The following is a 26,590-nucleotide window of genomic DNA, read 5'->3' on the forward strand; positions in this document are numbered from 1 at the left end:
CACAGTCGTCACATGAGCGGCGCAGCGCCGCTGCAAGGCAGGAGAGGAAGGGGGCCACATGCCCAAGTACGCAGGCAGGAAAGCCGTGGTCATCGGCGGCGCCACAGGCCTCGGCCTGGCCATCGCGAAGCGGCTGGTCGAGGGCGGAGCCGAGGTCCTGGTGACCGGCGGCGGCCCCCACGCGGACCTCGCCGACACCGCCGCAGAGGTGGGCTCCTGCGCCCACGTCATCAGCGCCGCGCCGACATCCCCCTCGTCCTCGGTGTTCTCGGCGTTCTCCACCGCCCTCGCTTCCGCCATCCAGGAACGGCTGGGCGGCATCGACCTCCTCTTCATCCACGCCGACGACGGCCTCGCCGCACCGCCCGCGCCCGAACTGCTCGATCTCCTACGGGAAGGAGGCTCGGTCGTCCTCACCGGCGGCTCGACCGACGACCCGGCGGCCAACTCCCTGGCACCCCTGACCCGTTGTCGCGCCCCGGCCGACGAGACAGCAGGCATAGCACTCCACCTGGCAACGAAACCTCCGCCCCACACCCCCGGACCCCCACACCCACACGGCTGAGCCCGCCCCCGAACTCATCCGCGTACGCGCACCGAACCCCTACACGTACTGAAAGGCCCCACACCCACCATGCGCACAACAGAAGTAACTCCCACCCCCACCGCACCCACCCCAGCGCACCCCCAAGAGACGAATGAGCAAAGAGGTCTCCCCCTCCTGGCCCTCCTCGCCCTGGCCACCGCCGTCTTCATCACCAGCCTCACCGAGACGCTGCCCGCGGGCCTGCTGCCCGCGATGAGCACCGACCTCGGCGTCAGTGAATCGGCGACCGGCCAGACCGTCACCATCTACGCGATCGGCACCGCGCTCACCGCGATACCCCTGACCGCCGCCACCGCGGGCTGGCGCCGCAAGCGGCTGCTGCTGACCGCGATGGCGGGCTTCGCCGCCGCCAACACCGTCACCGCGCTCTCGACGAACTACCCCCTCACGATGACGGCCCGTTTCGTCGCCGGTGTCGCCGCGGGGCTCGCCTGGGCGCTGCTCGCCGGTTACGCCCGCCGCATGGCGCCGCCCCATCTCCAGGGCAAGGCGATCGCCATCGCCATGGCGGGCATCCCGGTCGCGTTGTCGCTGGGCGTGCCGGCCGGGACGTTCCTCGGCAAGGCGGTCAGCTGGCAGATCGCGTTCCTCGCCATGACCGCCCTGACCGTGGTCCTGCTGGCCTGGATAGCAGCACTCGTACCCGACTACCCGGGGCAGGGGCAGAAGGCGCAACTGAAGCAGCAGCGGGACGATCGCGACAGCACCAAGCCCTCAATGCTGCACACCCTGCGCGTCCCCGGTGTGACGCCGGTCCTCTTCGTCACCCTGGTCTTCGTCCTGGCGCACACGGTCCTCTACACGTACATCGCCGCGTTCCTCGACGAACTCGGCATGGCAGGTTCGACCGACGTCGTCCTTCTCGTCTTCGGCGCCGCGTCTCTGCTGAGCATCTGGATCGTGGGGTCCCTGATCCACCGCAGGCTGCGCGCGCTGACGCTCGCGAGCGTGCTCCTGGTCGGCGTGGCGGCGGCCGTACTGGCCGCCTTCTCCGACACCCCGGCACTCGTCTACGTCGCCGTGACGCTGTGGGGCCTGGGCTGGGGCGGCGCCCCCACTCTCCTGCAGACCGCCGCGGGCGACGCGGCCGGCGACGCGGCGGACGCGGCCCAGGCCATGCTCGTCACCCTCTGGAACATCGCCATGGCGGCCGGTGGCGTCTTCGGCGGCGTCCTGCTCGGCCTGGTCGGCACCTCGTCCTTCCCCTGGACGATCCTGCTGCTCCTGGCCCCGGTGCTCCTTGTGGTGGCGGCGGCCCGTAGGCACGGGTTCCCCGGAAGGGCCTGATTCCGGATCTGAGAAGATCACCCTCCGTACGGGGGTACGAGGGAGGGGAAAACCGATGATGATCGTGCTGCTCGGCATCGGTGTGCTGGTCGCTGCGGCGGGCCTGGGAGCGGTCGTCTGGGCGGCACGCGGTGGCCCGCGCTGGGTCCACGGCGTGGCGAAGGCGACGACGGTCTCCGCGGAACTGGTCACCTCAGCGGTACGGAAGAGCGGCCGGAGCAACAACAACTCGGCCGGTTCGTCCGACTAGAAGTACCCGGCGAGACGGGCTCGGTGGTGCACCTCTTCGGTGCGGGGGAAGGCACCGAAGAGGCGACGGTCCGCGCCCGCCTCGCCGGGAGATCGTAGGCCGCACGGGGGGCCGGACGACTCCCTCAGAAGTCGTCGGCGCCGTTGCGGAGTTCGTACGTCCAGAAGCCGGTCAGCGCCTTCGCCGGGTCGACGGCGATGCCACCGCTGCCCGGTGCCGTGACGGCGGCCATGCCGCCACCGCCCTGCAACGTCACGGAGAAGCCGGAGACGGGCTCGTTGCTCTCGTCGACACCGCCGTCCGACACCTTGACCAGCGCGTACGCGGGGGCGCCGGCCTTGAGGACCACGGGGGTGGCGGGCTTGCTCTTGGCGACGGCGGGCACGTTCTGCTTGTGGCTCTCCAGGAACTGGATCTCGGGGAAGCCGGTCATCTTGCAGCTGTGGCCCGAGGTGTTCTTCGCGGTCAGCACGATGTGGGTGTAGGGCGGACCACCGTGGCGCGCGGCGCTGATGCTGAGGTCCTTGGTGGTGCAACCGGGGACACCACCGGAACCCCCAGTACCACCACCGCTGACGCCGGCGGCCTGGGCACCGGCGCCACCCTTCGCGGACTGCCCCTCCGATCCGACGGAGTCGGCCTTCGCCCCACTCGACTTGGAGCCGCCGACGGAGACGGTGCTTTCGCTGCCCGTAGCCCCGGCGGACTTCGTGTCGGAGTCACCCCCGCCACAGGCGGTGAGGGAGAGAGCGAAGACGGCCGCACCGGCGGCGGCGAGAACGGTAGTGCTACGGAACGTACGCATGGGATGTCCCCCGAGATGAAACGCGAATGCTGGCACGACAACTGCCCGGCCGAGGAAACCCACCGCCTGACCTGCTGACATCCCCAACTCTGCCCGCCCCCGCTAACGTCCCACTGCCGCCCCACTGACGCCCGGCTGCCGCACACCCTCCCACCCCGGCCAGCCAGCCCCCGCCCTAACGGACGTACGCCAACCACGCCATCCCACCGGCCCACCGGAACCCTGCCCGGACCACCGGGCCAGCCCGAACCACCCGCCCCACGCCTGCCCGTTCAAGAGGCACCGTTCAAGAGGCACCGTTCAAGAACCCACCGTTCAAGAACCCACCGGCCCACGACCAGCACCCTCAGCGCCCCCACCCAGCAGGCCTCTACCCGGCAGGCCCCCACCGACTGCGGGCTTGACCACTTCGGGCCCGACCAACGCAGGATCGGCACGCCCCTCGACCACCTCGCGGGCCACCTCGCTCAGCACCCGCCGACGCGAACGGGCATGCGCACGCAACGCGTCAAAGGCGTCGTCCACGGAAAGCCCCCTGCGCACCGCGAGCACACCCTTCGCCTGCTCGATGACGACGCGGCTGGACAGAGCCCGCTCCAACTGGTCGACGAGCACCAGGCTGAGCTCGGCCTCGCGCGCACGGTGCAGAGTGACGGCGGTGAAGTCCGCCAGCGACTGCGCGAGCGAGACCGAACCAGGGGAGAAGGCATCCCCGTGCTCGGCGAACAGAACGAACACACCAAGGGCGCCGTCGGACACGCGAAGCGGCAGGGCGACCAGGTGGGTGTGACCGAGGGAGAGGGCCCGCGAGGCGTAACGCGGCCACGCCCGCACCGCAGGACCACGGTCGAGGGGAACCGGCCCCACGGTCAGCGCGGCGTCGCCATAGGGAACATGCCCCGGCCCCTCACGCCACCCCACGGCTTCCCGCTCCAAGCAAGTCACCCCGGGCTCGGAGCCACTGACCCGAGCCTCATCGCGCCCACCGGGGGCGTACACCACGGACGCGGCCCGCACACCGAGCAGAGACGGACTGCGCTCCGCCAGGACCGCGAGGGTACGAAAAACGTCCAGCGAGCCCTCCCCCGAGCCGCCGGCCAAGGCCACGAAGACATCGGCCAGCCGCTGCTGGGGCGTCATGCCACGCTCCTCAGAGAAGGGGACCTCGGCTCAAGCCCCACCGAACGACGACCGCGGCGACCAAACCCTGTGTATACGCCCACCCCACGCCACGAGCCCCCAAGCCGCCCACACCACACCGAGGACGTCATCTCCGCACCCCTGCGGCACTGCGGCTCCATACCGAAACCCTACGCCGCACCCCTCACCCAGAGGCGAAGCTTCCGCTTTCTCGCCCCCATGGGGTGAGGCACCCGCCACCCACCCGTTGAGAAAGAAGTTCCACCCGGAAACAGCAGGATCAAGTCGTCGCTCCGGTCCTGGTCCGGAGCAGGGATACCCGGAAAATATGTCTCGAGTGACCGCCGCCAGGAAGCGTCGAGCACTCATGTGCCTGTACGGGGAGCGTGCCGTGCATCACACCGGTTTAGATCTGGCCGAGGTCGATCTCCGCTGCGAAGGGAGCGGTGATCTTCAGGGCGCCGGCGAACACGTCCCCCTCGCGGTATGTCCTCGTCGCGGGATCGAGCAGGTACGTATACACCAGCGGTGTACCCGTCGCGGCCTGCTCGATCCGCCAGTAGAAGCCGATCCCGGCCTTGGCGTACTGGTCCACCTTCACGACCCGATCGGTGGTCTCCGAGCCCGGCGACACCACCTCGACCACGAGCAGTACGTGCTCCGGGCGGGTGGGTGTGATGTCGATCGTGTCCGCACGGTAGACGATGACGTCGGGGCGGCGATTGGTCAGCGGGACGTCCTGAAGCCGGACGTCGAAGTCCGTGTCGGCGTTCCAATCGGGGCCGGCTGCGGCGTCCAGGGCGTTCGCCAGGAGCCTGGCCAGCCGATTGTGCCGCTTGGAGGCGCTAGGGCTCACGACGACCATTCCGTCCACGATCTCGATGCCGGCGCACTGCTCCTCGGACCACGACTCGTACTCCTCCGCCGTGATCTGCTGGTGCATCCACGCCGGGGCCACCATCTCGGCAGTCATGACACGCCTCCCGGACACTGTGCGGCGGGCCCGATCCCGCTGCACTCAGCGTACTGACTTCCACGCGCCGGGGCGGTACGGAGAGCTCGGTCGTCTCGACGCTTTCCCCTTGCCGATTGGAAGAGCGGCGTGTTGTGCTCATGAGCATTGGGCTTGACCCAACACGCTATCGCTGCGGCGCCGGCTTGCGATTCGTTCAACGACTCTGCGTCGAGCGGTTCGCTGCAGCTTCCGTTCCGTGAGCTTGCTCATCGGAATCTCCTCATCTCGTCGCTGCTGCGAGCCGGCAGTCCGAGTTTCGTGTGGTGACGTGAAGAGACCTGCCGGTCGGGAGGGGAGGACGTTTCTCGTTCTACGCTGCTGGCCGACGAAGCGCCCGCTGCACCCGCTGCGGACGGTCCCGGGCACGGCGCGGCCAGGAGGGAGAGCGCGGGCGACGACACGGTCTCGGGAGGCACGGCTACCCTACGAGCAACTGCGCGCATTGGAGCAAGAAGCGCGGGAGGGCCCCGTCAACGAGCCGTCCGACGGCACTCACGCCGAGAGGTGCTCCAGGCACTCGCCAAGCCCTCATACGGGAGGAGAGCCGGCGACGAGCGGATCAACGGCTGGGTACCGACAAGGGACAAGGAACCGAAGGTCCCGAGCGACGGGATCAACGACGAAGTCCTGGTGCGGCCGTGGCGTTCCTGAGTGGGTGAAAGTGTCAACGAGCGCAATCGGCGCGACCTGCTTGAGCAGGCGCAGCCGGTGCGGGTCCTGCGCACGGTGCCTGCCCATCCCCGGCGGCCGGTCCGTGAGTTCATAGATCTGTTCACGCTGGAATGCACAAGGCGATCGGCGGCGGGGCGTGTCGCGATTGCCGTTGCTTCCCCTCAACGTCGAACGGCAGCACGACCGGTGGCTGGCTGAGGCGGTGAACGGCCTCGTCGCGCGGTCCGCCGGGCAGTCGGCCGCCGTATTCGCTGGCCTCATCGGTGAATTGTGGACCGGCAAGACGAGGGGCTGTGCTGGGAAGCGCTCAACCTGCTCCCTGCCTCGGGCACGAGATGCCCCTCCTGGGTGTTCTTATGGAAGCGTCGATCCGCCGCTACCTCTCCGCCGACCATGCAGAAAGGGTCCTTGCGATAGGCGATGTGCCCTGACGTGGAGTTCCTATATGCGCTCCACACATGCTGTGATCGGTTCATCCCGGGCCAGGCAATGGGGCAGGCGGCCTCGAACACTGCGGGTGCCGACCGTCAGGTGCGGCCCTGGCGAAGTTGCCCTCAGCTGAGCATCCCACGGTGGCCAACCAGCGACAATATGCCAGAACCTGGAGAGGAATTGCCAGACTCGAGCATTCCTGCTCTTCGCACGGATGTTCCGGATCATGCAGTGCGTAGATAACAAGGCGCGCATGATGCGTTTCGCTAATCGTTCCCGGGGGAGCTTAGGTGGACGTGGCAGTCACCTGAAGCCGACTGTAGCTCAGGCTTCCTTGGCTTTTCGGTATATTTGGTTTTCTGCTGCCGCGCTAACAGTATTTCGCACGAAATCCATGATGCCTAGCACTTCTAGATGGAGTTCTTCATAGGAGTCGGCATCGACGCTTAGGTACTGCCCGTGAGCTATCTCATTCCGAACCCTCAGGAGCTCGTAATCAATCAGTCTCGTTTTGGTTTGGATGGGAGAAGCGTCGAGCCCAAGAGATTCGAATAGATCGAAGCATCTGGCGCTATTCAAGTTGGACTGAGTATCCACACCTCTGCGCCAAGGAATTTGCGCCCGTGTAGCATCTCCCGATAGCAGTGCCTGAGCCCTTCGCACAATTCTGCGAGTTGCGGACAATCCCTCCTGAGAATCCAGTGCCGATTCGTGTCCAAGCGCGACAAATGCAGGATGGAGTTCACCGTAGGTCAGACGGCGACGTCCGACGTACTGGAGATACATAGACAGGCAGTGCTTCGCGTAGCCCTCCCAGTGCGCATAAAGAAGAGGCACGCCGGCCCGACAAAGGGCGCGTTGAGCTGGGCTTTCAGTTTTTGCCCTTCGAATTGAGCTTAGGTAGCTGTGAAGCTCGCTGCGACGCCAAGCGAAATCATCGTCCAGTGCATCTTGAAGCTCAGTCAGCGTCCGCACTCAATCTCCCAGAGAGAAAACCTTTTGACCAACCTCGAACATATATGGAATACGGAGGTCTGCGGACTTTCCGGCACCTGTTCGACTTTGGAATGTTGCGTCCTTCCAGACGGCCTGCACCCTCTGGCGAAGAATCTTTGGACGGACTCCGTCTTCTAGCTGTTTCCATTGCTCGTAGTTGAGACCCAAACCGGTTGTTACCGCCTCGAACGCGGAAACCGTGAACCGTCCGCTGTGCTTGGCCTTCACCAAGTCGTAGCGCTTAAAAGAGGATTCCCCGAGGGCTTTATTGAGCCAGGTGAAGATATCCGTGAAGCGCTCATATTCGAAATCTCGATCGAAATCCGAAGAGTCGATGAAGTCGCGCATGCGGGAAGTCAAGAATTCGCCCACGTCGGCAAGTCCGGAAAGGTCAGATCGCTGAGCAGTGACAATGGAGAGATAGCGGAGTGCGAGTTCCACGCCGTAAGCCTCCTCCTCCTGCCGCTCGCTGAGACTAACGGTTTGTGTAAACGCCGGAGCTTTCGCCAGTTGCTGGAGCCACCTAAAAAACGTTGGATCCAACATCACGGCAAGGCAGTTGCGCGCCTCTTGTTCGGAAAGGTGCGCCCCGCTATTCAACCGCTGAAACAAGTCGAACTTCGCCTGTTCATCGCTTGTATGTTCAACGATTTGAAAGTCAAGTCGAGCCCGCTTGAAAAAGCGTTGTTGGGCTTCTGAGAGGGCAGTGAAAGACTCTCCTTCGGAGGGGGCAACTGATTCACTCCATACCACACCCTCAAGACTCTTCAGGTAGTCTCCAGCTGTCAATGGTTCAGGGGTGTCAATATTGCCGTCATCTTCGCGCAATGCGCCCATGAATCGGAAAAGAGTCGACAATCGCTGAACGCCATCTACAACGTCCCATACCCCATCTTTTCGTGCCGCTACAAAGATAGGGGGAATCGGAATTCCGAGAAATACGCTCTCGATGAGTCGGGACTGCTGTTGGAGTCCCCATCGGAAGATTCGCTGGAATTCCGGGTGGATTTCGAGATCGGAGTTCTCGTACATTGATAGCGCTTCATTAATTGCCATGCTGTAACGGTCGGTGTGGATCTCCCGAGAGCGTTGGACGATTTCTTCCTGCAGTCCCACCTGTTCCTCCTTGAATGCTAGTTGCTTCGACACGTGGGTCCCCTCCCTTATCACCCTGTACTGCATCAGTATGGACTGCGTTGAAGCTGTTTGAGCCCCTGCTGGCTGAAGTCCTGCATCGAACTTCCAGGTTGGAGAAGCGTGGGGCCGACTGCCTAAGCCACGGCATACCTGATACGAGGCATGCGACTGGGCGCGCGGTACGCGGTGACACTCCGCCTCCCGCCCTGGACCACCGCTGAGCTGTTGACCGACGCCATCCGAGCAGGCGTGACCGCTGTCCGTGTGGACGACTCGGTCATCGAGGGACGCGCCCACGGCTTCACCTTCGGCCGTCAGCTTGACGTCCGCCCCATCCGGTCCGCCGACTTCGACGGCGGCTAGGAGCTGACCGAGTGAACTGTCGCCGCCTACATCGCCAAGTACGCCGACCAAGGGCGCCGAAACCGCCACGGGACCGCTGGATGCCCCCCTCAAGTTCCTCGCCGAACTCGTCCAGCTCGACATCAGCGAGCACGCCCGCCGCATGATCCGTACCGCGTGGGCCCTAGGTGCACGCGAGAAACTGGAAGAACTGCGGCTTCGGGCCTGGGCCCACCTGCTCGGCTTCCGCGGCCACTTCTCCACCAAGTCCCGCCGCTATTCCGTGACTCTTGGCGCACTCCGCGACGCCCGAGCCGAATGGCGCCGAGCCCAAGCCGTCACCGACGACCAGACCGCCTCGGAATCGACCCTCGTCCTCGCCCACTGGGTCTACGCCGGAACCGGCCTCACCGACACCGAAGCCTGGCTTGCCGAAACCCTCGAACCCGCCCCCGGAACCGAAGGGGAGCCCACCTTCGAGACGGCGGCGGACGCTGATGACTGGCTGGCCGAGAAACAGACGGAGATCCGGAGGGGCGATTGGCGGGATCCGGAGGCCGAGGCCGTCAACCTTCGCGCGTACGCCGACAAGCGGGTCGAGGAGCGCGAACTCGGCGTGCTCACGCGCGGCCTGTACTGGTATCTCCTGGACCGGCACATCCTTCCGACCTTCGGTGATGACGACCTCGACGAGATCACCGCGCCCCGCGTCCGCACCTGGCGCACCGAACGTCTTCGCACTGGCGCGAAGACGGCGACAGCTAAGGCGTACCGCCTCCTCAAGGCCATCATGGAGACCGCCGTCGATGACGACCTGATCCGCCGCAACCCGTGCCGGATCAAGGGCGCGGGAGCCGAGAAGGCACAGGAACGGCCTACGGCTACCGTCGCGCAGGTCGATGCCCTCGCCGAAGCGGTCGGTATGCGGTGGCGTCTCATGGTCTACCTCGGCGCCTACGGCCCGACTCGTCCCGAGGAACTGGCCGGGCTACGTCGCCGGGACGTCGACCTCGACGCGCTACGCATCACGGTGCGGACCGCCGAGCCGGAGAGGACGAACGGGCGACGCGCGCCCGGCGACACCAAGTCGGACGCCGGTACCCGCACGATCTACCTGCCCGCGTTCCTGGAGCGTGAGGTTCGCTGGCACATGGAGTCGTTCGCCGAGGAAGGACCGAACGGGCTCGTCTTCGTCGGTGATCGGGGAGCGCCCTTCCGCCGGAGCACCTTCGGCAAGTACTGGCGTAGGGTGCGCACGGTCGCCGGTCTGCCGGACAACTTCCGGTTCTACGATCTCCGCCACACCGGGCACACCCTGTCGACCCGATCCGGCGCGACCCTGAAGGACACGATGGTCCGCGCCGGCCAGTCGTCCGAGAAGGCGGCGATGATCTACCAGCACTCCGAGGAGGAGCGTCAGCAAGAGGTTGCGGGGATGCTCGATCGGAGTGTTCGGAAGGCCCGCCGGGCTGTGGCACGGAACCCGGATGATCAGGCATCTGGCACGGATGTGGCACGCGACGGCTGAGCGGAAGCGGACAGCAGAAAGGCCCGGGTCGATGACCTGGGCCTTCTTCGTGGAGCGGGTGACGAGAATCGAACTCGCACTCTCAGCTTGGGAAGCTGATGTTCTACCACTAAACTACACCCGCGAAAGACGCCGTCCCGAAGTTGCTTCGAAGCGGTGTCGTACCGTCGCACACTGTACCTCATCCCGGGCCCCCGGCGCTCTCGCCGTGGGGCCCGAGTGGTGTTCGGGAGGGGGGATGCGCCGTGCGGCGGGAGGGAGTTGGGGCGTACCGTGGAATGTGGTCGTGCCGCCTGGAGGGCCGTCCCTTTCATACCGTAATGTGGGCATTCGTCGTCGGCTCGGAGGCGAGCGAGAGACGAGTGAGTACGGGTACGTACGAGCTCACCTACGACTGGGGAAGGGACTCGAAGACTTGATGGAGCGCACCGTCGTCCGATGTGCCGAAGGGCACGTGTTCAGCACCGCTTCGTTCCCGATGCAGCAGGCGGACCGGCTCGGTCCCGGCCGGCTCATCCGGTGCCCGCGCTGCGCCCGGCTCCGGCACGCTGTGCCGGTCACCCTGCAGAAGCAGTAGTGGGGAGCAGGTAGCGGCCAGTGGGCGCTATGTCTGAAGTGGGTTAGTGGAGCGCGTGGGTCCCGTCCGATTGGGGAGGGCCCGCGCGCTCTGCGTATCCTCGGTGCGTGCTTCTCTCAGACAAGGACATCCGGGCCGAGATCGACTCCGGACGGGTACGGATCGACCCGTACGACGAATCCATGGTGCAGCCCTCGAGCATCGACGTGCGGCTGGACCGCTACTTCCGGGTGTTCGAGAATCACCGCTACCCCCACATCGACCCCTCCGTCGAGCAGGCCGACCTGACGCGGCTCGTGGAGCCCGAGGGCGACGAGCCGTTCATCCTGCACCCGGGTGAGTTCGTGCTCGCGTCGACGTACGAGGTCGTCAGCCTCCCTGATGATCTCGCCAGTCGTCTCGAGGGCAAGTCCAGCCTCGGGCGGCTCGGGCTGGTCACGCACTCCACCGCCGGGTTCATCGACCCGGGGTTCAGCGGGCATGTGACCCTGGAGCTGTCGAATCTGGCGACCTTGCCGATCAAGCTCTGGCCGGGGATGAAGATCGGGCAGCTCTGTCTTTTCCGGCTGACCTCGTCCGCCGAGGAGCCCTACGGCTCGGCGCGGTACGGGTCGCGTTACCAGGGGCAGCGCGGGCCCACCGCCTCCCGTTCCTTCCTCAACTTCCATCGGACCCAGGTGTGAGCAGCGGTATGAGTGACGTGCGCGAGAACCTTACGTACGACAAGTTCGGCGGCGCTGTGCGGGAGCTCGCGCAGACCATCGCCGACGACGGGTACCAGCCCGACATCATCATCTCCATCGCCCGCGGTGGCGTCTTCGTCGCGGGCGGGCTCGCGTACGCGCTCGACTGCAAGAACATCCACCTCGTGAACGTGGAGTTCTATACGGGCGTCGGGACGACCCTTGAGATGCCCGTCATGCTCGCGCCCGTCCCCAACGCCATCGACTTCACCGACAAGAAGGTGCTCATCGCCGATGACGTCGCCGACACCGGGAAGACGCTGAAGCTCGTCCACGACTTCTGCCTCGACCACGTCGCCGAGGTGCGGTCCGCCGTCATCTATGAGAAGTCGCACTCCCTCGTGAAGTGCGAGTACGTGTGGAAGCGGACCGACGAGTGGATCAACTTCCCCTGGAGCGTCGAGCCGCCCGTCGTGCAGCGGGCCGGGCAGGTTCTTGACGCCTGACCCGTCTGGCGTTACGGAGTTAGAAGGGCCCGGGGACTTGTCGTCCCCGGGCCCTTCTCGCATGCCTACGTCACGTACGTACTAGAACGTGCCCAGCTTGATGATCGACAGGATCGCCAGCAGCTGGATCGTGGACGCGCCCAGTGCCTTCGGCCACGGCAGGTCGTGGGACTTGCTGACCATCGTCGTGAGCAGTGCGCCCGCCGCGAGCCAGGTCGCCCAGCCGAGCAGCTGGACGAAGGGCTGGCCGCCGCCGAGGAACATCGCCACGATCACGCGCGGCGCGTCCGTCAGCGACATGATCAGCATGGAGAGGCCGACCGTCGGCTGCCAGGCGCCGTCGCCGCCGAGCTGGCGGGCGAGGGTGTGTGTGACCACGCCCAGGATGAAGGCGCTGATGGTAATCGCGATGCCGGTGGTGAGGACGAAGGGCACCGCGGACGACAGCGTGGCGTTGATCGCGTCGTCGCGGGCGTCGTCGAAGCCGAAGATCGCGAGCAGGCCGTAGAGGAACGTGACGACGAGGGCGGGGCCCCACATCGCGTAGTCCCGCATGTGGAGGAAGGTGGGGCCGGGGCGCAGCACGATGCCGCGCAGCAGCTCCTTCCAGTGCAGACGGGGGCCGAGGACCGGGGCGGGTGCCTGGCCGGCGCGGTAGGTGTCGCCCTGGGTGTAGGGGTCCTCGCCGATGGAGAAGGCCTGGGTGTGCCCGGGGTTGTTGGCCGCGTACGGGTCGTAGCCACCGGGCTGGGGGCCGTGGCCGCCGCCCTGAGGGGCGTAGCCGCCGTGGCCGGGCCCGTGGCTCCGGCCGTGGTCGTCGGGGCCGCCGAAGTACTCCGGCTCGCCGTGGTTGCCGCCGGCGGCCCCGGCCGGGGGCCACTGCTGGCCGCCACCGCCACCGCCGTACGGCCTGCCGCCCCCGCCGTACTGCTGCGGGGGTTGCGAGGGCTGCGGGCGCTGCGGGTTCGACGGCGCGGGTGGGTAGCCGTACGGCTGCTGGCCGCCCTGCGGGGCCTGCTGTCCGTACGGCTGCTGCCGCGGTTGTTGTTGCGGTCGCGCGGCGCGGTTGTCCCGGCCGCGTCCGATCCTGAATCCAGCCACGAATCGAACGTACCTGGTCTTCCGGGGTCGGGTCGTCCCTCCCCGGGAGGAGACGGGCTTTGCGGCCGACCTGTGACAACCCTTAGGGGAACCCTGAAGGGTCAGGGTTCCCCCGGGGCCTGGGTCAGGGTCGGTCAGCGGCCGAGCACCGCTCCGTACGCGTACGGGTGCGAAGACGCGGGCAGTCCGATGGAGTTGGGCGTGATGGCCCTGCTGCCCGTGGCGCCGCCGCCGGGCAGCTCCCAGACGCCGCCCGCGGAGGCGTTCTCGCCGGGGGCGGCCACGGACACGTCGGGGCGGCCGTCGCCGTCGTGGTCGGCGGCGGCGAGGTTCGCGCCGAAGGTGTCGCCCTTCTCTGCCGTGCCCGGGATGCCGGGGGTGTTCTGCTGGTACGCGACCGCGCCGGCCGCCGAGCCGTCAGCGTTCAGGATGCCCTTCGCGCCGCCCTTCAGGACGGTGACGCTGCCCGCGCGGGCGGCGCTGCCGATCGCCTCGCCGGGGGCGCCCGCGATCAGGTCGTCCTTGCCGTCGCCGTCGAGGTCCGTGGCGACGAGGGCGTTGCCGAAGTCGTCACCCGTTTCGGCGACGCCGGGGACGCCGGGGGTGTCCTGGTTGAGGGTCTGGCCCTCCCATACGAGGCCGGTGCCGTCCCCGTAGTGGATGTGGATGCCGCCGCCCTTGGCGATCTCCTCGGGGCCGCACGGGTCGTCGATGTTCTCGTCGGCGATCTCGCGGCAGTTGCCGAGGGCGAGGTCGTCGTGGCCGTCGCCGTTGAAGTCGCCGGTGGCGAGGGCGTTCGCGGCGCTGTTGTCGCTGCTCCACGTCAGGAAGAACGCGTACTCGTCCTTGCTGTAGTCGTACAGCTGGACGTGGGACTGGGTGTTGGGCTGGTTCTGCGTGTAGTACGCGACGGCCAGCTCGGGGCGGCCGTCGGAGTTGTAGTCGCCGGTCGTCATGACGGGGGCGCGGCCGCCCATGGGCCTGGCCATGAGGGGCTGGGTGCGGTCGACGAGCGGGTGGGCGTTGTAGACCACCTGGTCCTTGCCGCCGATCGCCAGGTCGACGTCCGTGTCGCCGGTGAAGTCGGCGGCCACCAGGGCGTTTCCGTAGGCGGCGCCGGTCTTGTCGCCGCGGGCGGCCGTGTTGGCCACGGAGAAGCCGTCGCCGGTGCCGTACAGGACGGTGACCGAGCCCGCGTCCGTCTTGGCGGCGATGTCCTCGCCCGGGGCGCCGATGACGAGGTCGGCGTACTTGTCGTCGTCTATGTACGCGGTGGTGACCGCGCCGCCGAAGCGGTCACCGGCCTCCGGGGTGCCGGGCACCTCGACGGTGGCCTGCGTGATGCGCCGCACGCCGTTCGTGCCCGGGCCGTCCTCACCGCCGAAGACGACGCTGACGTAGCCGGCCTTCGCCTTGCCGTCGACGCTGCCGCTGGGCACGCCGACGGCGAGGTCGGCGTATCCGTCGCCGTTGAAGTCGCCGGCGAGGGGGGTGGGTTCGGCGGGCACGGTGGGAGGTGCGGCGGGGGGTGCGGCGTGTGCGGCCGTCGTGAGGGGGAGGGTGAGGCCGGTCGCGGCGAGGGCGGTGGCCGCGGCCAGGGCCAGGGCGAGGGTGCGTGTGCGCAAGAGGGCTCCAACTGTTGGGTCGTCAGGGCGGCTTGACCGCTCTTGAGGGAGGGGCGTGGCCGGGCCCGCGGAGGGAGGTGGCGCGGGCCCGGCGAAGAGGAGATGGGCTGGGCCGTCAGTCGGCGAAGTTCGCGCCGAGGCGGGGCGTGCCCGTCGCCGAGATGCCGACCGTCGACGTGTAGACGCCCGCCGAGCCGGTGAGGGAGCCGTCGCTCTTGCTGGTCAGCGGGTAGAACGCGCCGTTCGCCCCGTTCTCGCCGTACGCGCCGACCATGACGTCGCCCCGTCCGTCGCCGTTCAGGTCGTCGACGTGGATGTCCGCGCCGAAGTAGTCCCTCTCCTCATTGGAGTTGGGGACGCCCGGCGTGTTCTGGTCGAGGAAGACCGCGCCGTCCGTGGAGAGGCCCGAGCCGTCCTTCTTGCCGTAGATGACGGTGGCCGAGCCCGCGTCCGCGACGCCATCGAGGTTCTCGCCCGGCGCTCCCACGACGAGGTCGAGGTGGCCGTCGCCGTTGATGTCGCCGAGGTCGAGCTCGCCGCCGAAGACGTCGCCCTTCTCGCCGGTGCCCGGCACGCCCGCGGTGTCCTGGGTGAAGATCTGCGTGTCGCCGTACGGGCCGTTGGCCGCCCCGTGCACCACGTACACCGAGCCGCCCTTGTGCGAGCCGGCGATCTCGTCGTCCCACTCCAGGCCGATGACGATGTCGCCGTAGCCGTCGCCGTCCGTGTCGCCGACGTCGGTGATGATGCCGCCGGGAAGCCGCTGCTGGTCGGTGGTCTTGAGGCCGTCGGCGGTGCCGGGCACCCACAGGTTGGCGTTGTAGCCGTCGCCGGTGGAGTAGCCGTCGACGATGAGGTCTTCCCGGTCGTCGCCGTTCACGTCGCCGGAGTGCAGGTTGAAGGGGCCCGCGCCCTCGCCGCTCTGGATGGCGGGCTTGACCGTGTAGCGGCTGGTACCGGTGCCGCTGCTGCGGGAGATCTTGCCGTTGAGGACGTCGATGGTGGCCGCGCCGGACCGGGCGCCGACGGCGAGGTCGGTGGCGCCGTCGCCGTCGAAGTCACCGGCCTCGATGGGCCCGCCGAAGTAGTCGTGACCGTCCGGGCGGGGGTCCTTCACCGTCGTACCGCCGGAGAGGCCGTTCGCGGAGCCCCACAGGATCTGCGCGGTGCCGCCGTCCTTGTCGCTGCCGACGTCCTCGCCGGGGGCGCCGACCGCGAGGTCGTCGTAGCCGTCGCGGTCGAAGTCGCCGTACGCGGTGTCGTAGCCGAAGGTGTCGCCCGTCTCGGCGGAGCCGGGGACGCCCGCGCTGTTCTGGCTGAAGGTCTTGTGGCGCAGCGTGCTGCCGCCGTACGTGACGGTGACCTGGCCCGCACTGTCCTTCCCGCCGACGTTGGCGCCGGGCGCGGAGGTGGCGAGGTCCGCGACGCCGTCACCGTTGAAGTCGGCCTCGTGCGAGGGCAGCGGGTCCGCGGGCGCGGCGGACGCGGTGGTGGCCGTGACGGCGAGCAGCCCGCCCGTCAGCGCGGCCGCGGTGGCCGTCGCCGCGGCGAGGCGCGTGCGTCTGGAGCGGACGGTGGTGGAGGTGCGCTTGTGCTTGGCCATGCGGTACTCCTGCGGCATGCGGGGATGCCTGGCGGGCATCCGCGGTCGATGGGGGCCGGGGCGGGCGTGTTCACCGGGCGTTGGCCCTGGCGTCATGCCGTGATCGGCTAAGGGGAGACCGGCGGTGGGGCACAAGGGTTGTACGGGGGGCGGGAGTTGGGGGTGTATGGGCGGGGTTCGGGGGTGTTGCGCCCAGGACGGGCTGGACCTCGGAGATCCAGCCCGTCCGTGCCCGGGTCACCGCCCGAGAACCATCCCGTACTCCCGCGCTCCCGTGAGCCCCAGCTTGCCCGGCGTCACCGACGTGACCGCCGGGTTCGGGCCGTCCTTGGGGGTCGCGGAGTACCAGACGCCGCCCTTCTGCCCGTCCTCGCCGGGCGCGCCGACCGCGACGTCCGGGTAGGAGTCGCCGTTGTAGTCGCCGGTCGCGACGGCCGCGCCGAGGTGGTCGTCGGCCTCCGCCGTGCCCGCCACGCCGGTCGAGTTCTGGCTGAAGGCGGGGCCGGTGAGGTCGCCGCCGGTGCCGGACGAGGCGAGGACCCAGTACGTACCCGCGTTCTGGGCGGTGCCGACGGCCTCGGCGTCGGCGCCGACGACCAGCTCGTCGATGCCGTCCCGGTCGAGGTTGCCGACCGCGAGCTGCGCGCCGAAGTTGTCGCCGGTCTCGGCGGTGCCGCCGACCTGCGGGCTGTTCTGGGAGGTGCAGGAGGAGCCGCCGTCGCCGAGCTTGCCGCCCTGCTTGCCGTAGATGACGGCGATGGCACCGCCGAGGATGTCCTCGCAGTAGGTGCCCTCGGCCTCGGGGTTCGGCCGCATGTTGCCGACGGCGAGGTCCGCGGTGCCGTCCCCGTCGAAGTCGCCGGTGGCGAGCGCGGTGTCGGAGCTGTCGGCCGTGTGCCAGGTCTGCTGCCACTCGCCGGAGGCGCGGCTCTGCACGGTCGTGCCGCTGACCTCCATGCCGTGGTACGAGATGGCGAGGTCGTCGCCGCCGTCGCCGTCGAAGTCACCGGCGGCCAGGGCGGACGGGCCCGCGAAGTGCCAGCCCGTGACCCGGGAGACCGCGGAGGGCGAGCCCGCGGTGAAGGGGCCCGGCCGGGTCACGACCGCGTCGGACTCGTCGAAGTGCGAGTTGAGGGCGATGTCCTTGTCGCCGTCCTTGTCGAAGTCACCGGTGGTGAGGATCGAGCCGTACCTGGCGCTGTCGGTGCCGCCGTTGGCGGCGGTGAAGCCGCCCTTGAAGCCGCTCGCGGAGCCCCAGACGACCGCGACGGTGCCGGCGGCCGTGCCGGCGGTGGTCGCCTCTCCGGGCGCGCCGACGACCAGGTCGCTGTAGCCGTCGCCGTTCATGTCGTTCGAGTCGACGGCGTAGCCGAACTTGTCGCCGGCCTCGGCGGTGCCGGGCACGCCGGTCGTGGCCTGACTGACGGTGGCCGAGCCGTGCTTGCCGAGGCCGGAGGCGCCGCCCCAGACGACGTTGACGTAGCCGGCCTTGGCGTGGCCGCCGACGGTCGCGCTCGGCACGCCGACGGCGAGGTCGACGTAGCCGTCGCCGTTGTAGTCGGCGCGGATCTTGGAGGGGGCGGAGGGCGCGGAGGGCGCGGCGGGGGCGGCCGCGAGGGCGTTGCCCGCGGTCAGGCCGGTGACGCCGAGGGCGGTGGCGGCGCAGAGGGCGCCTGCCGCGAGGAGCTTGTTGCGCGCGTTCTTGCGCGCGGTGTTTCGCACGTACGAGGACATGGAGAGGTCTCTCATCAGTTGAGGGTGTGCATGAGTGGAGGCCGGGCGGGAGCCCATGGGGCGGCCCGGCGGGGGGTGGGGTCAGCGCACGGTGCGGCCGAAGCCGGCTCCGGTGCCGCCGACCCCGACCCCGGCCCCGACTCCGACTCCGACTCCGAAGCCGGTGCCGATGTCCTCGCCGGTGGTGCCGGCCAGGCTTCTTACGCGCACGTGGGACTCCCGGAGCCTCTGGAAATCTTTGGGTACTGCTTGCGGGGGTGTGACTTCTGAGGCGTACGAAGGGTTGTGCGAAGGGAGTGGTGGGGTGGCTGTCGGATGAACTGCCGGCGGCTCGGCGACTTCGGTGGGCCGGTGTCGTTCGATACGCACCGGGGCCGCCCGGCTTTTTGCGGAGTGTGGCGGTTCCGGGCCGGCAGTAAAGGGCGCTCCCTGCGGTCGCGTCGGCTGCGCCGATTCCGCTCCGCTCCACCCTTGACTCCCGCCCCTCCACCGCACGTTGACCTTGACCCGGACGGCCAGGGGTGGGGCCGACGGGGACTGTCTGTGGGGTCATCCCCTTTCATCGCCGGGTGCGGACCGGCCCAACGTGCGCCGACGTCACCGTTGGGGCTCGGCCCCCGGCTTCGCCGTTCGGGCCATCAGCTCTCGCGGCCGGGTGCGGACCGGCCCATCGTGGGCGCGGGCCACGCTCGGGGTGCGGCCGCCCGGCACGGCCCGGCTGGCCGGGTCATCACCCTTCATTGCCGGGTGCGGGCCGGTCCATCGTGTGTGCCCGTCGCGGTGGGGGTGTTGCCGGGCATGCGGGCTGCCGGTCGGGCACCTACTTTGGAAAAGTTGTGAATGGGGATGCCGCGCGCCCCCCTGTCACGCTCTGCGCGCCGTCACGCAAGGCCGTTCATGGAGGGATTGTGGCGCGGTGAGCTCGGATGCTGGGGGGCGCATCGGCTACTCAGGGGGGGCGTGCGGCGGACGCATTCGCAACTTCGCGAAAGTAGGTCCCCGAGGGGCAGCCTCTCCCACCCCGGCCGGGACGGCGCATCGGTCGTGAAGTGGGGGCGCACGGCCTCCCCATTCGCAACTTGCCCAAAGTTGGTCCCCGAGCGGGACCTCTGCCTCCCGGCCGGGGCGGCGTATTGGTCGTGAAGAGGGGGCGCGGGGCTCCTCCATTCGCAACTTCGTGAAAGTTGGTCCCCGACAAGCGGCCTCCCCCTCCCGGCCGGGCGGCGCATTAGTTGTGGTGGGGGGCGCGCGGCCTCCTCGTTCACAACTTTTCCGAAGTAGGTGCCCGGGAGGGCGGGGCCCGGGCCTGCCCCGTGCCATGGACCGTGGCGGTCGCCCGCGATGGGCCGGTCCGCACCCGGCCGCGCGAGCCGATGACCCGAGCAGCGAAGCCGGGGCCTGGGCGTTTGTGACGGCGCACGGGGAGTGTCAGGGGGCGCGCGCCCTTCGGGTTCACAACTTTGCGAAAGTAGGTGCCCGACCGGCGGCCCGTATGCCCAGGAACGCTCCCCCTGCGATGGGCCCACCATGTCGGATCGGCCTGCACGCGGCGGCGAGAGCCGATGACCCGGCCGGGCAGGCCGCGCCGGTGATCTAGCTACGACTGTGACCCGCGCCCACGATGGGCCGGTCGGCATTTGCCCGCGAAAGCCGATGACCTGGCAAGCCAGGCCGCGCGGGTCGCCGAGGTCCGAACGTGACGTCGACACACGATGGGCCGGTCGGCACTCGGCCGCGAGAGGCGATGACCCGAGCGGCGAAGCCGGGGGCGGGGGGGCCGAGGCCCGAGCGTGCCCGCGCCCACGATGGGCCGGTCCGCAGTCGGCGGCGAGAGTCGATGCCCCGGCCAGCCGAGCCGCGCGGGGGGCTGAGCTCGGACCGTGGCCCGCGCTCACGATGGGCCGGTCCGCACCCGGCGATGAAGGGTGATGGCCCGGCCAGCCGGGCCGCGCGGACGGCGGAGGCGGGACCGTGACGGGCACGCACGATGGGCCGGTCCGCACCCGGCCGCGAGAGGCGATGACCCGAGCGGCGAAGCCGGGAGGCGGGAGGCCGAGGCCCGACCGTGACGGGCACGCACGATGGACCGGGCCGCACCCGGCGATGAAAGGGGGTGACCCCACAGACAGTCCCCGTCGGCCCCACCCCTGGCCGTCCGGGTCGAAGTCAACGTGCGGTGGAGGGGCGGGAGTCAAGGGTGGAGCGGAGCGGAATCGGCGTAGCCGACGCGACCGCAGGGAGCGCCCTTTACTGCCGGCCCGGAGCCGCCACACTCCGGAAAGTCCGGGCGGCCCCGGTCACCATCAAAGACGCAGGCCCACCGAAGGCGCCGCCCTTAGCCCTGCCCACCAGCACTCGGCTTCGTATTGAGAATCTCCCGCGCCTGCTCCGCCGCCCGGACAATGCTCTCGGAGACGAAGTCCACGAAACGGGCGACGTTTTCGAGGCGGGCGCCGGCCGGGGTGTCGGGGCCGAGGACGGTGACGCCCTGCCGCGCCGTCTCGACGAGCTGGGCGTGGGCCCGGGCGCTGGCGATCATCGACTGGTACCAGACGTCGTTGTCGACGACATAGCGCTCACGGCGACGTTCGTCCCGCTCCCGGCGGATGAGGCCTTGGCTGTCGAGGAACGCCACCGCCTTGGAAACCGACGCGGGGCTGACCTGAAGGTGCTGGACGAGTTCGGACGCGGTGAGGCTGCCCGCGTCGCTGACGGAGACGGCGACCAGGACCCGGGCGGTCATCTTCGGCAGGCCCGACTGCATGAAGACGGTGGCGAGCAACTCCTCGTACTCACGCACCGCCTCGCCATCGCGTCCATGGGCCTGCGGAGAGGCGTGCGCAGAGGACTGTGGAGAGGACTGTGGCCCTCGGGGGGTGGCCTGCCTGCGCCGGTGGGCGCGTTGTTCGGTGGCGCGGTGGGCCAGGTCGGCGCGGTAGCCGGTGGGGCCGCCATTGCGCATGACCTCGCGCGTGATCGTCGAGGTGGGGCGGTCGAGGCGCCTGGCGATCTCCGCGTAGGCGAGCTCGTCGGCCAGTCCCGACGCGATCTGCCGGCGTTCCTGCTGGGTGAGTCTGCCTCCCGGCATCGCGGTCTCCTCGCGGTCGTCTCTGGTGTTGCCAGCCTAGCGTTCGATTTCACCCCATTGCAACGAGGCTGCCCGCCCTCGTTGCTTTGAATTCATAGCCGTTGCAACGAAATGGTGGCAGTGAGCTGCGTAAACGTAAGTCGCGTGCAACAAGTGTGTTGCCCGATCTAGAAACGCAACGTAGCTTTTCCCTCACCGGAAACACCGCGCCCCACCAGCCAAACGGGGCCCAACCCCAGGAGCACACCATGCAGAAGTTCGCCACCCCCGCCCCCATCTCCGCCGTCCTCGATATCCCCGCCGGCCGCATCCAGTTCATCGCCGCCGACCGTTCCGACACCGCGGTCGAGGTCCGGCCCGCCGACGCCTCGAACGGCAAGGACGTCAAGGCGGCGGAGCGGATCGCGGTCGAGTACGGCGACGGCGTCCTGCGGATCGCGGCCGCCGAGCCGAAGAACCGCCTCCTCGGCAACGGCTCAGGAGCGGTCGAGATCACCGTCCAGCTGCCCGCCGGGTCCAAGGTCGAGGCCAAGGCGGCCGCCGGCGAGCTGCGCGGCGTCGGGCGGCTCGGTGACGTCGTCTTCGAGGCCGCACAGGGCTCGGTCAAGCTCGACGAGGCGGCCGACGCCGTCCTCTCCCTGATGGCCGGGGACGTCTCGGTCGGCCGTCTCACCGGGCCCGCGAAGGTCGACGTCCAGAAGGGCGCCATCCGCGTCGCCGAGGCCGTACGCGGCACCGTCGACCTCCGTACCGAGGCCGGGGACATCTCGGTCGGCGTCGCCCGCGGCGTCTCCGCCTCCCTGGACGCCGGCACCACCTACGGCCGGATCCACAACGCGCTCATGAACGCCGAGGGCCCCGACGCCGGCCTCTCCATCCGCGCGACCACCTCCTACGGCGACATCGCCGCCCGCAGCCTCTGAGCACCCCACGCGCCACCCACAGTCAGCGCCCACAGCCCATGAAGGAGCAGCCACCATGACGGACGACCTGGCCATCGCGGCGTACGGGTTGCGCAAGGCGTACGGGGACAAGACCGTCCTCGACGGCATCGACCTGACCGTGCCCACCGGCAGCGTCTTCTCCCTGCTCGGCCCCAACGGCGCCGGCAAGACCACCGCCGTCAAGATCCTCTCCACCCTCGTCCGCGCTGATGGCGGCCGGGTCAGGATCGCCGGCCACGACATCGACGCCGACCCGCAGGCCGTCCGCGCCACCATCGGCGTCACCGGCCAGTTCTCCGCCGTCGACGGCCTCATCACCGGCGAGGAGAACATGCTCCTCATGGCCGACCTGCACCACCTCCCCAAGCAGGAAGGACGGAGGACCGCCGCCGAACTGCTGGAGCGCTTCGGCCTCACCGAAGCCGCCAAGAAGCCTGCCGCCACCTACTCCGGCGGCATGAAGCGCCGCCTCGACATCGCCATGACCCTGGTCGGCAGCCCGCGCATCATCTTCCTCGACGAACCCACCACCGGCCTCGACCCGCGCTCCCGCCACACCATGTGGCAGATCATCCGCGGCCTCGTCGCCGACGGCGTCACCGTCTTCCTCACCACCCAATACCTCGAAGAAGCCGACCAGCTCGCCGACCGCATCGCCGTCCTGCACAACGGCACCATCGCCGCCCAAGGCAGCGCCGAGGAACTGAAGCGGCTCGTACCGGGCGGGCATGTGCGGCTGCGGTTCAGTGACCCGGACGCCCACCGATCCGCCGCCCACGCCCTGCACGACGCCACCCGCGACGACGAAGCACTCGCTCTGCACATCCCCAGCGACGGCAGCCAGCGCGCCCTGCGCGCCATCCTCGACCGGCTCGACACCGCCGGCATCGAAGCCGACGAACTGACCGTCCACACCCCCGACCTCGACGATGTCTTCTTCGCCCTCACCGGCCCGGCAGCCATCCACAACCAGCCCAAGGAGAACGCCCGATGAGCAGCAGCCTCTCCCTCGCCCTGCGCGACTCGTCCACGATGCTGCGCCGCAACCTCCTGCACGCCCGCCGCTACCCGTCCCTCACCCTGAACCTGCTGCTCACCCCGGTCATGCTGTTGCTGCTCTTCGTCTACATATTCGGCGACGCGATGAGCTCGGGCCTCGGTCAGGGCTTCGCGGAGAGCGCCGGCGGGCCCGACCGCTCCGCGTACATCGCGTACGTCGTTCCCGGCCTGCTCCTGATGACCATCGGCAGCACCGTGATCGGAACCGCGGTCTCCGTCTGCAACGACATGACCGAGGGCATCATCGCCCGCTTCCGCACGATGGCCATCCACCGCCCTTCGGTGCTCATCGGGCACGTCGTCGGCAGCGTGCTGCAGGCGATCGCGAGCGTGGTCCTCGTCGGGGCCATCGGTGTCGCCATCGGCTTCCGGTCCACCGACGCGTCCGCTCTCGAATGGCTGGCCGCGTTCGGGCTGATCGTGCTCTTCGCGACGGCGCTCACCTGGATCGCGGTCGGCATGGGCCTGGTCAGCCCGAACGCCGAGGCCGCCGGGAACAACGCGATGCCGCTGATCCTGCTGCCGCTCCTCTCCAGCGCCTTCACCCCGGTCGACTCGATGCCCGGCTGGTTCCAGCCGATCGCCGAGTACCAGCCGTTCACCCCCGCCATCGAGACCCTGCGCGGCCTGCTGCTCGGCAGCGGGATCGGCCACAACGGATGGCTCGCCGCCGGCTGGTGCCTGGGGCTCGCGGTGCTCGGCTACTTCTGGTCGACGTCGAAGTTCAACCGTGACCCGAAGTAGGTCGTACGCAACGCGAACAGGCGCTGACGCGAACAGGCCGGTCCCGCCCGAAGGCGGAACCGGCCTGAACCATTCTGCTGTCGCCGTTACTTCACCGGCTCGGGCTCCGGCTCGTCCACCGACTCGGCGTCGCCCGCCGGGTCGACCGGCGTCTTCACGGAGTCGAGCAGCAGCTGCGCGACGTCCACGACCTGGAGGGACTCCTTGGCCTGGCCGTCGTTCTTCTTGCCGTTCACGGAGTCCGTGAGCATGACGAGGCAGAAGGGGCAGGCGGTGGAGACAATGTCGGGGTTGAGCGACAGCGCCTCGTCGACCCGCTCCGTGTTGATGCGCTTGCCGATACGCTCCTCCATCCACATGCGCGCACCACCGGCGCCGCAGCAGAAGCCGCGCTCCTTGTGGCGGTGCATCTCCTGCTGACGCAGGCCCGGGACGGACGACATGATCTCGCGCGGGGGCGTGTAGACCTTGTTGTGGCGACCCAGGTAGCACGGGTCGTGGTACGTGATCAGACCCTCGACCGGCGTCACCGGGATCAGCTTGCCCTCGTCGATGAGGTGCTGGAGCAGCTGCGTGTGGTGGATGACCTCGTAGTCACCGCCGAGCTGCGGATACTCGTTGGCGATGGTGTTGAAGCAGTGCGGGCAGGTCGAGACGATCTTCTTGGCCGTCTTCGGCTTGCGCGACTCCTCGGTCACCTTGCCGTCGTCGTCGAACTCCTCGCCGAACGCCGCGTTCAGCGTCATGACGTTCTCCTGGCCGAGCTGCTGGAACAGCGGCTCGTTGCCCAGGCGCCGCGCCGAGTCACCGGTGCACTTCTCGTCGCCGCCCATGATGGCGAACTTGACGCCCGCGATGTGGAGCAGCTCCGCGAAGGCCTTCGTGGTCTTCTTCGCGCGGTCCTCCAGGGCGCCGGCACAGCCGACCCAGTAGAGGTACTCGACCTCGGTGAGGTCCTCGACGTCCTTGCCGACGACCGGCACCTCGAAGTCGACTTCCTTCGTCCACTCCAGGCGCTGCTTCTTGGCGAGGCCCCAGGGGTTGCCCTTCTTCTCCAGGTTCTTGAGCATCGTGCCCGCCTCGGACGGGAACGCGGACTCGATCATCACCTGGTAGCGGCGCATGTCGACGATGTGGTCGATGTGCTCGATGTCGACCGGGCACTGCTCGACGCAGGCGCCGCAGGTGGTGCAGGACCACAGGACGTCCGGGTCGATGACGCCGTTCTCTTCGTGGGTGCCGATGAGGGGGCGCTCGGCCTCCGCGAGGGCGGCGGCGGGCACGTCCTTCAGCTGCTCCTCGGTCGCCTTCTCCTCGCCCTCCATCGTCTTGCCGCCGCCCGCGAGCAGGTACGGGGCCTTGGCGTGCGCGTGGTCGCGCAGCGACATGATGAGGAGCTTGGGGGAGAGCGGCTTGCCGGTGTTCCAGGCGGGGCACTGCGACTGGCAGCGGCCGCACTCGGTGCAGGTGGAGAAGTCGAGGATGCCCTTCCAGCTGAACTGCTCGACCTGGGAGACACCGAAGACGGCGTCCTCGGCCGGGTCCTCCCAGTCGATCGGCTTGCCGCCGGACGTCATGGGCTGCAGCTCGCCGAGCGTCGTACCGCCGTTGGCCTCGCGCTTGAACCAGATGTTCGGGAAGGCGAGGAAGCGGTGCCAGGCCACACCCATGTTGGTGTTCAGGGAGACGACGATCATCCAGATGAAGGACGTCGCGATCTTCAGCCCGGCGAAGAAGTACGTGAGGTTCTGGAGGGTGGAGAGATCCATGCCCTCGAACCAGCTGACCACCGGGTACGAGATGAAGAACGACGCCTCGTAGCTGTCGACGTGGTGCTGGGCGCCTTCGAGGGCGTGCAGCGTGAAGATGCAGACGCCGACGATGAGGATGACGGACTCGACGAAGTACGCCTGGCCGGTCTTCGAGCCCGCGAAGCGGGACTTGCGGCCCGGCTTGCCGGGCTTGTTCAGCTGCCGGATGACGATCAGCGTGAGGATGCCGAGCACGGTCATCGTGCCGATGAACTCGACGAAGACGTTGTACGGCGCCCAGTCACCGATGATCGGCAGGATCCAGTCGGCCTGGAAGAGCTGGCCGAAGGCGTTGACGATCGTCAGCAGCAGCGAGAAGAAGCCCACCGCCACGAACCAGTGCGCGAAGCCGACGATGCCCCACCTGTTCATGCGCGTGTGGCCGAGGAACTCCTTGACCACGGTGAGGGTGCGCTGGACCGGGTTGTCGGTCCTGAGGCCGGCGGGCACGGGCTGACCGAGTCGTACGAACTTGTAGATCTGCACGATGGCACGGCCGAACAGCGCGACGCCGACCGCGATTAGGACCAGCGACACGATGATCGCGGCGAGTTGCATTGGGGGCTCCTCGGGCCTGCGAGGCGAACTATTACTAAGCGGTAACTTATGCAGTCCGTCTGAGACTACCCACTTACTCCGCCGCACTGTAGCCAGCAACCCGGTGATCTGCGTCGCTCAGGCAACCCTTTGCATGTCAGGTGCCGGGTGCTCCGTGTTTTCAGGGGCGCGGGGAACTGCGCGCCCAGCCACACACAACCCGCAGCCGAAAACCGAACCCCCGGAAGGCCCGCACCTGCGCGTAAGCACAGGATAAGAGTTGAGTGCCCCAGACTCACATCTGTTGACGCCAGCGCAGCGCTGATGCATGCTTGAGCCAGATCCACTCAAGAAGTACATCTGGAGG

General features: G+C 68.6%; 22 protein-coding genes and 1 tRNA gene. 10 read left to right on the forward strand and 13 right to left on the reverse strand.

The annotated features are described in order from the left end of the window. The first annotated feature begins 58 nt into the window (after window positions 1-58). The 3 genes from ACH4D5_RS14590 (at window position 59) to ACH4D5_RS14600 (ending at window position 2,144) form a co-directional block, all read left to right on the forward strand. The gene (locus ACH4D5_RS14590) at window positions 59-565 is read left to right on the forward strand and encodes an SDR family NAD(P)-dependent oxidoreductase (protein WP_398302046.1); all 507 of its coding nucleotides are present in this window, start codon (window positions 59-61) and stop codon (window positions 563-565) included. Window positions 566-634: 69 nt separating this feature from the next. Beyond that, complete coding sequence (locus ACH4D5_RS14595; RefSeq protein ID WP_398302048.1) at window positions 635-1,894, forward strand: MFS transporter; 1,260 nt, start codon at window positions 635-637, stop codon at window positions 1,892-1,894. 55 nt (window positions 1,895-1,949) lie between these two features. Next, the gene (locus ACH4D5_RS14600) at window positions 1,950-2,144 is read left to right on the forward strand and encodes a hypothetical protein (RefSeq protein ID WP_398302050.1); all 195 of its coding nucleotides are present in this window, start codon (window positions 1,950-1,952) and stop codon (window positions 2,142-2,144) included. Window positions 2,145-2,268: 124 nt separating this feature from the next. Here ACH4D5_RS14600 and ACH4D5_RS14605 read toward each other — a convergent pair whose 3' ends face one another. The 5 genes from ACH4D5_RS14605 to ACH4D5_RS14625 all read right to left on the reverse strand — a co-directional run bounded on the left by ACH4D5_RS14605 (window position 2,269) and on the right by ACH4D5_RS14625 (window position 8,320). After that, window positions 2,269-2,949 carry a DUF4232 domain-containing protein gene (locus tag ACH4D5_RS14605; RefSeq protein WP_398302052.1) on the reverse strand — a complete coding sequence of 227 codons (681 nt, stop codon included), beginning with the start codon at window positions 2,947-2,949 and terminating at the stop codon, window positions 2,269-2,271. A gap of 315 nt (window positions 2,950-3,264) precedes the next feature. After that, a complete protein-coding gene (locus tag ACH4D5_RS14610; RefSeq protein ID WP_398302054.1) occupies window positions 3,265-4,089 on the reverse strand; it encodes a GAF and ANTAR domain-containing protein in 825 nt (274 codons plus the stop codon). 406 nt (window positions 4,090-4,495) lie between these two features. After that, on the reverse strand, window positions 4,496-5,062 hold the full coding sequence (locus ACH4D5_RS14615) for a Uma2 family endonuclease (protein ID WP_398302056.1): 567 nt from the start codon (window positions 5,060-5,062) through the stop codon (window positions 4,496-4,498). 1,470 nt (window positions 5,063-6,532) lie between these two features. Continuing rightward, window positions 6,533-7,183: an MAE_28990/MAE_18760 family HEPN-like nuclease gene (locus ACH4D5_RS14620; RefSeq protein ID WP_398302058.1), complete on the reverse strand. Its 651-nt coding sequence runs from the start codon at window positions 7,181-7,183 to the stop codon at window positions 6,533-6,535. Continuing rightward, a complete protein-coding gene (locus ACH4D5_RS14625; RefSeq protein WP_398302060.1) occupies window positions 7,184-8,320 on the reverse strand; it encodes a DUF262 domain-containing protein in 1,137 nt (378 codons plus the stop codon). It abuts the gene before it with no gap. A gap of 183 nt (window positions 8,321-8,503) precedes the next feature. On the opposite strand from ACH4D5_RS14625, the gene ACH4D5_RS14630 reads away from it, so the two are divergent. Both ACH4D5_RS14630 and ACH4D5_RS14635 read left to right on the forward strand, forming a co-directional pair. Then, window positions 8,504-8,704 carry a hypothetical protein gene (locus ACH4D5_RS14630; RefSeq protein ID WP_398302062.1) on the forward strand — a complete coding sequence of 67 codons (201 nt, stop codon included), beginning with the start codon at window positions 8,504-8,506 and terminating at the stop codon, window positions 8,702-8,704. A 76-nt stretch (window positions 8,705-8,780) separates the two neighbouring features. After that, the gene (locus ACH4D5_RS14635; RefSeq protein ID WP_398302616.1) at window positions 8,781-10,211 is read left to right on the forward strand and encodes a replication initiator; all 1,431 of its coding nucleotides are present in this window, start codon (window positions 8,781-8,783) and stop codon (window positions 10,209-10,211) included. A 50-nt stretch (window positions 10,212-10,261) separates the two neighbouring features. Here the strand turns inward: ACH4D5_RS14635 and ACH4D5_RS14640 are convergent. After that, window positions 10,262-10,335: transfer RNA gene (locus tag ACH4D5_RS14640), tRNA-Gly, on the reverse strand. Between the two features lie 560 nt (window positions 10,336-10,895). On the opposite strand from ACH4D5_RS14640, the gene dcd reads away from it, so the two are divergent. Both dcd and ACH4D5_RS14650 read left to right on the forward strand, forming a co-directional pair. Beyond that, window positions 10,896-11,471 (forward strand): dCTP deaminase, encoded by a 576-nt coding sequence (gene dcd, locus ACH4D5_RS14645; RefSeq protein WP_030788950.1) that lies wholly within the window; start codon window positions 10,896-10,898, stop codon window positions 11,469-11,471. Window positions 11,472-11,479: 8 nt separating this feature from the next. Beyond that, entirely contained in the window at window positions 11,480-11,977 is a 498-nt protein-coding gene (locus tag ACH4D5_RS14650) for a phosphoribosyltransferase (protein ID WP_398302064.1), read from the forward strand. An 81-nt stretch (window positions 11,978-12,058) separates the two neighbouring features. On the opposite strand, the gene ACH4D5_RS14655 is transcribed toward ACH4D5_RS14650, so the two are convergent. From ACH4D5_RS14655 to ACH4D5_RS14680, 6 genes are all read right to left on the reverse strand, one after another. Further along, window positions 12,059-13,078, reverse strand: coding sequence for a Yip1 family protein (locus ACH4D5_RS14655; RefSeq protein ID WP_398302066.1), 1,020 nt, complete (start codon window positions 13,076-13,078; stop codon window positions 12,059-12,061). 134 nt (window positions 13,079-13,212) lie between these two features. Then, window positions 13,213-14,703 (reverse strand): FG-GAP-like repeat-containing protein, encoded by a 1,491-nt coding sequence (locus tag ACH4D5_RS14660; RefSeq protein ID WP_398302068.1) that lies wholly within the window; start codon window positions 14,701-14,703, stop codon window positions 13,213-13,215. Between the two features lie 115 nt (window positions 14,704-14,818). After that, window positions 14,819-16,306 carry a VCBS repeat-containing protein gene (locus tag ACH4D5_RS14665; protein WP_398302070.1) on the reverse strand — a complete coding sequence of 496 codons (1,488 nt, stop codon included), beginning with the start codon at window positions 16,304-16,306 and terminating at the stop codon, window positions 14,819-14,821. A gap of 237 nt (window positions 16,307-16,543) precedes the next feature. After that, window positions 16,544-18,055 (reverse strand): FG-GAP repeat protein, encoded by a 1,512-nt coding sequence (locus ACH4D5_RS14670; RefSeq protein ID WP_398302072.1) that lies wholly within the window; start codon window positions 18,053-18,055, stop codon window positions 16,544-16,546. Window positions 18,056-18,121: 66 nt separating this feature from the next. Further along, the gene (locus ACH4D5_RS14675; protein ID WP_398302074.1) at window positions 18,122-18,250 is read right to left on the reverse strand and encodes a hypothetical protein; all 129 of its coding nucleotides are present in this window, start codon (window positions 18,248-18,250) and stop codon (window positions 18,122-18,124) included. A gap of 2,125 nt (window positions 18,251-20,375) precedes the next feature. Next, window positions 20,376-21,128, reverse strand: a complete 753-nt coding sequence (locus ACH4D5_RS14680; protein WP_398302076.1) for a helix-turn-helix domain-containing protein — start codon at window positions 21,126-21,128, stop codon at window positions 20,376-20,378. Window positions 21,129-21,283: 155 nt separating this feature from the next. Between ACH4D5_RS14680 and ACH4D5_RS14685 the strand changes: the two genes are divergently transcribed. Genes ACH4D5_RS14685 through ACH4D5_RS14695 form a run of 3 tightly spaced genes read left to right on the forward strand, consistent with a single transcriptional unit; the run spans window position 21,284 to window position 23,875 of the window. Continuing rightward, the gene (locus ACH4D5_RS14685) at window positions 21,284-22,051 is read left to right on the forward strand and encodes a DUF4097 family beta strand repeat-containing protein (RefSeq protein ID WP_398302079.1); all 768 of its coding nucleotides are present in this window, start codon (window positions 21,284-21,286) and stop codon (window positions 22,049-22,051) included. 55 nt (window positions 22,052-22,106) lie between these two features. After that, entirely contained in the window at window positions 22,107-23,066 is a 960-nt protein-coding gene (locus ACH4D5_RS14690) for an ATP-binding cassette domain-containing protein (protein WP_398302081.1), read from the forward strand. Further along, on the forward strand, window positions 23,063-23,875 hold the full coding sequence (locus ACH4D5_RS14695; protein WP_398302082.1) for an ABC transporter permease: 813 nt from the start codon (window positions 23,063-23,065) through the stop codon (window positions 23,873-23,875). Before ACH4D5_RS14690 ends, ACH4D5_RS14695 begins: the two co-directional genes overlap by 4 nt. A gap of 86 nt (window positions 23,876-23,961) precedes the next feature. Here ACH4D5_RS14695 and ACH4D5_RS14700 read toward each other — a convergent pair whose 3' ends face one another. Beyond that, complete coding sequence (locus tag ACH4D5_RS14700) at window positions 23,962-26,244, reverse strand: (Fe-S)-binding protein (protein WP_398302084.1); 2,283 nt, start codon at window positions 26,242-26,244, stop codon at window positions 23,962-23,964. Between the last annotated feature and the right edge of the window lie 346 nt (window positions 26,245-26,590).

Origin of the sequence: Streptomyces sp. NPDC018029, assembly GCF_044327655.1 — a bacterium.
GTDB lineage: Bacteria > Actinomycetota > Actinomycetes > Streptomycetales > Streptomycetaceae > Streptomyces.

Coding starts and splice junctions, on each gene's coding strand:
- ACH4D5_RS14590 (WP_398302046.1), top strand. CDS start 59: ATGCCCAAGTACGCAGGCAGGAAAGCCGTGGTCATCGGCGGCGCCACA.
- ACH4D5_RS14595 (WP_398302048.1), top strand. CDS start 635: ATGCGCACAACAGAAGTAACTCCCACCCCCACCGCACCCACCCCAGCG.
- ACH4D5_RS14600 (WP_398302050.1), top strand. CDS start 1,950: ATGATGATCGTGCTGCTCGGCATCGGTGTGCTGGTCGCTGCGGCGGGC.
- ACH4D5_RS14605 (WP_398302052.1), bottom strand. CDS start 2,949: ATGCGTACGTTCCGTAGCACTACCGTTCTCGCCGCCGCCGGTGCGGCC.
- ACH4D5_RS14610 (WP_398302054.1), bottom strand. CDS start 4,089: ATGACGCCCCAGCAGCGGCTGGCCGATGTCTTCGTGGCCTTGGCCGGC.
- ACH4D5_RS14615 (WP_398302056.1), bottom strand. CDS start 5,062: ATGACTGCCGAGATGGTGGCCCCGGCGTGGATGCACCAGCAGATCACG.
- ACH4D5_RS14630 (WP_398302062.1), top strand. CDS start 8,504: ATGCGACTGGGCGCGCGGTACGCGGTGACACTCCGCCTCCCGCCCTGG.
- ACH4D5_RS14650 (WP_398302064.1), top strand. CDS start 11,480: ATGAGTGACGTGCGCGAGAACCTTACGTACGACAAGTTCGGCGGCGCT.
- ACH4D5_RS14665 (WP_398302070.1), bottom strand. CDS start 16,306: ATGGCCAAGCACAAGCGCACCTCCACCACCGTCCGCTCCAGACGCACG.
- ACH4D5_RS14670 (WP_398302072.1), bottom strand. CDS start 18,055: ATGAGAGACCTCTCCATGTCCTCGTACGTGCGAAACACCGCGCGCAAG.
- ACH4D5_RS14680 (WP_398302076.1), bottom strand. CDS start 21,128: ATGCCGGGAGGCAGACTCACCCAGCAGGAACGCCGGCAGATCGCGTCG.
- ACH4D5_RS14690 (WP_398302081.1), top strand. CDS start 22,107: ATGACGGACGACCTGGCCATCGCGGCGTACGGGTTGCGCAAGGCGTAC.
- ACH4D5_RS14695 (WP_398302082.1), top strand. CDS start 23,063: ATGAGCAGCAGCCTCTCCCTCGCCCTGCGCGACTCGTCCACGATGCTG.
- ACH4D5_RS14700 (WP_398302084.1), bottom strand. CDS start 26,244: ATGCAACTCGCCGCGATCATCGTGTCGCTGGTCCTAATCGCGGTCGGC.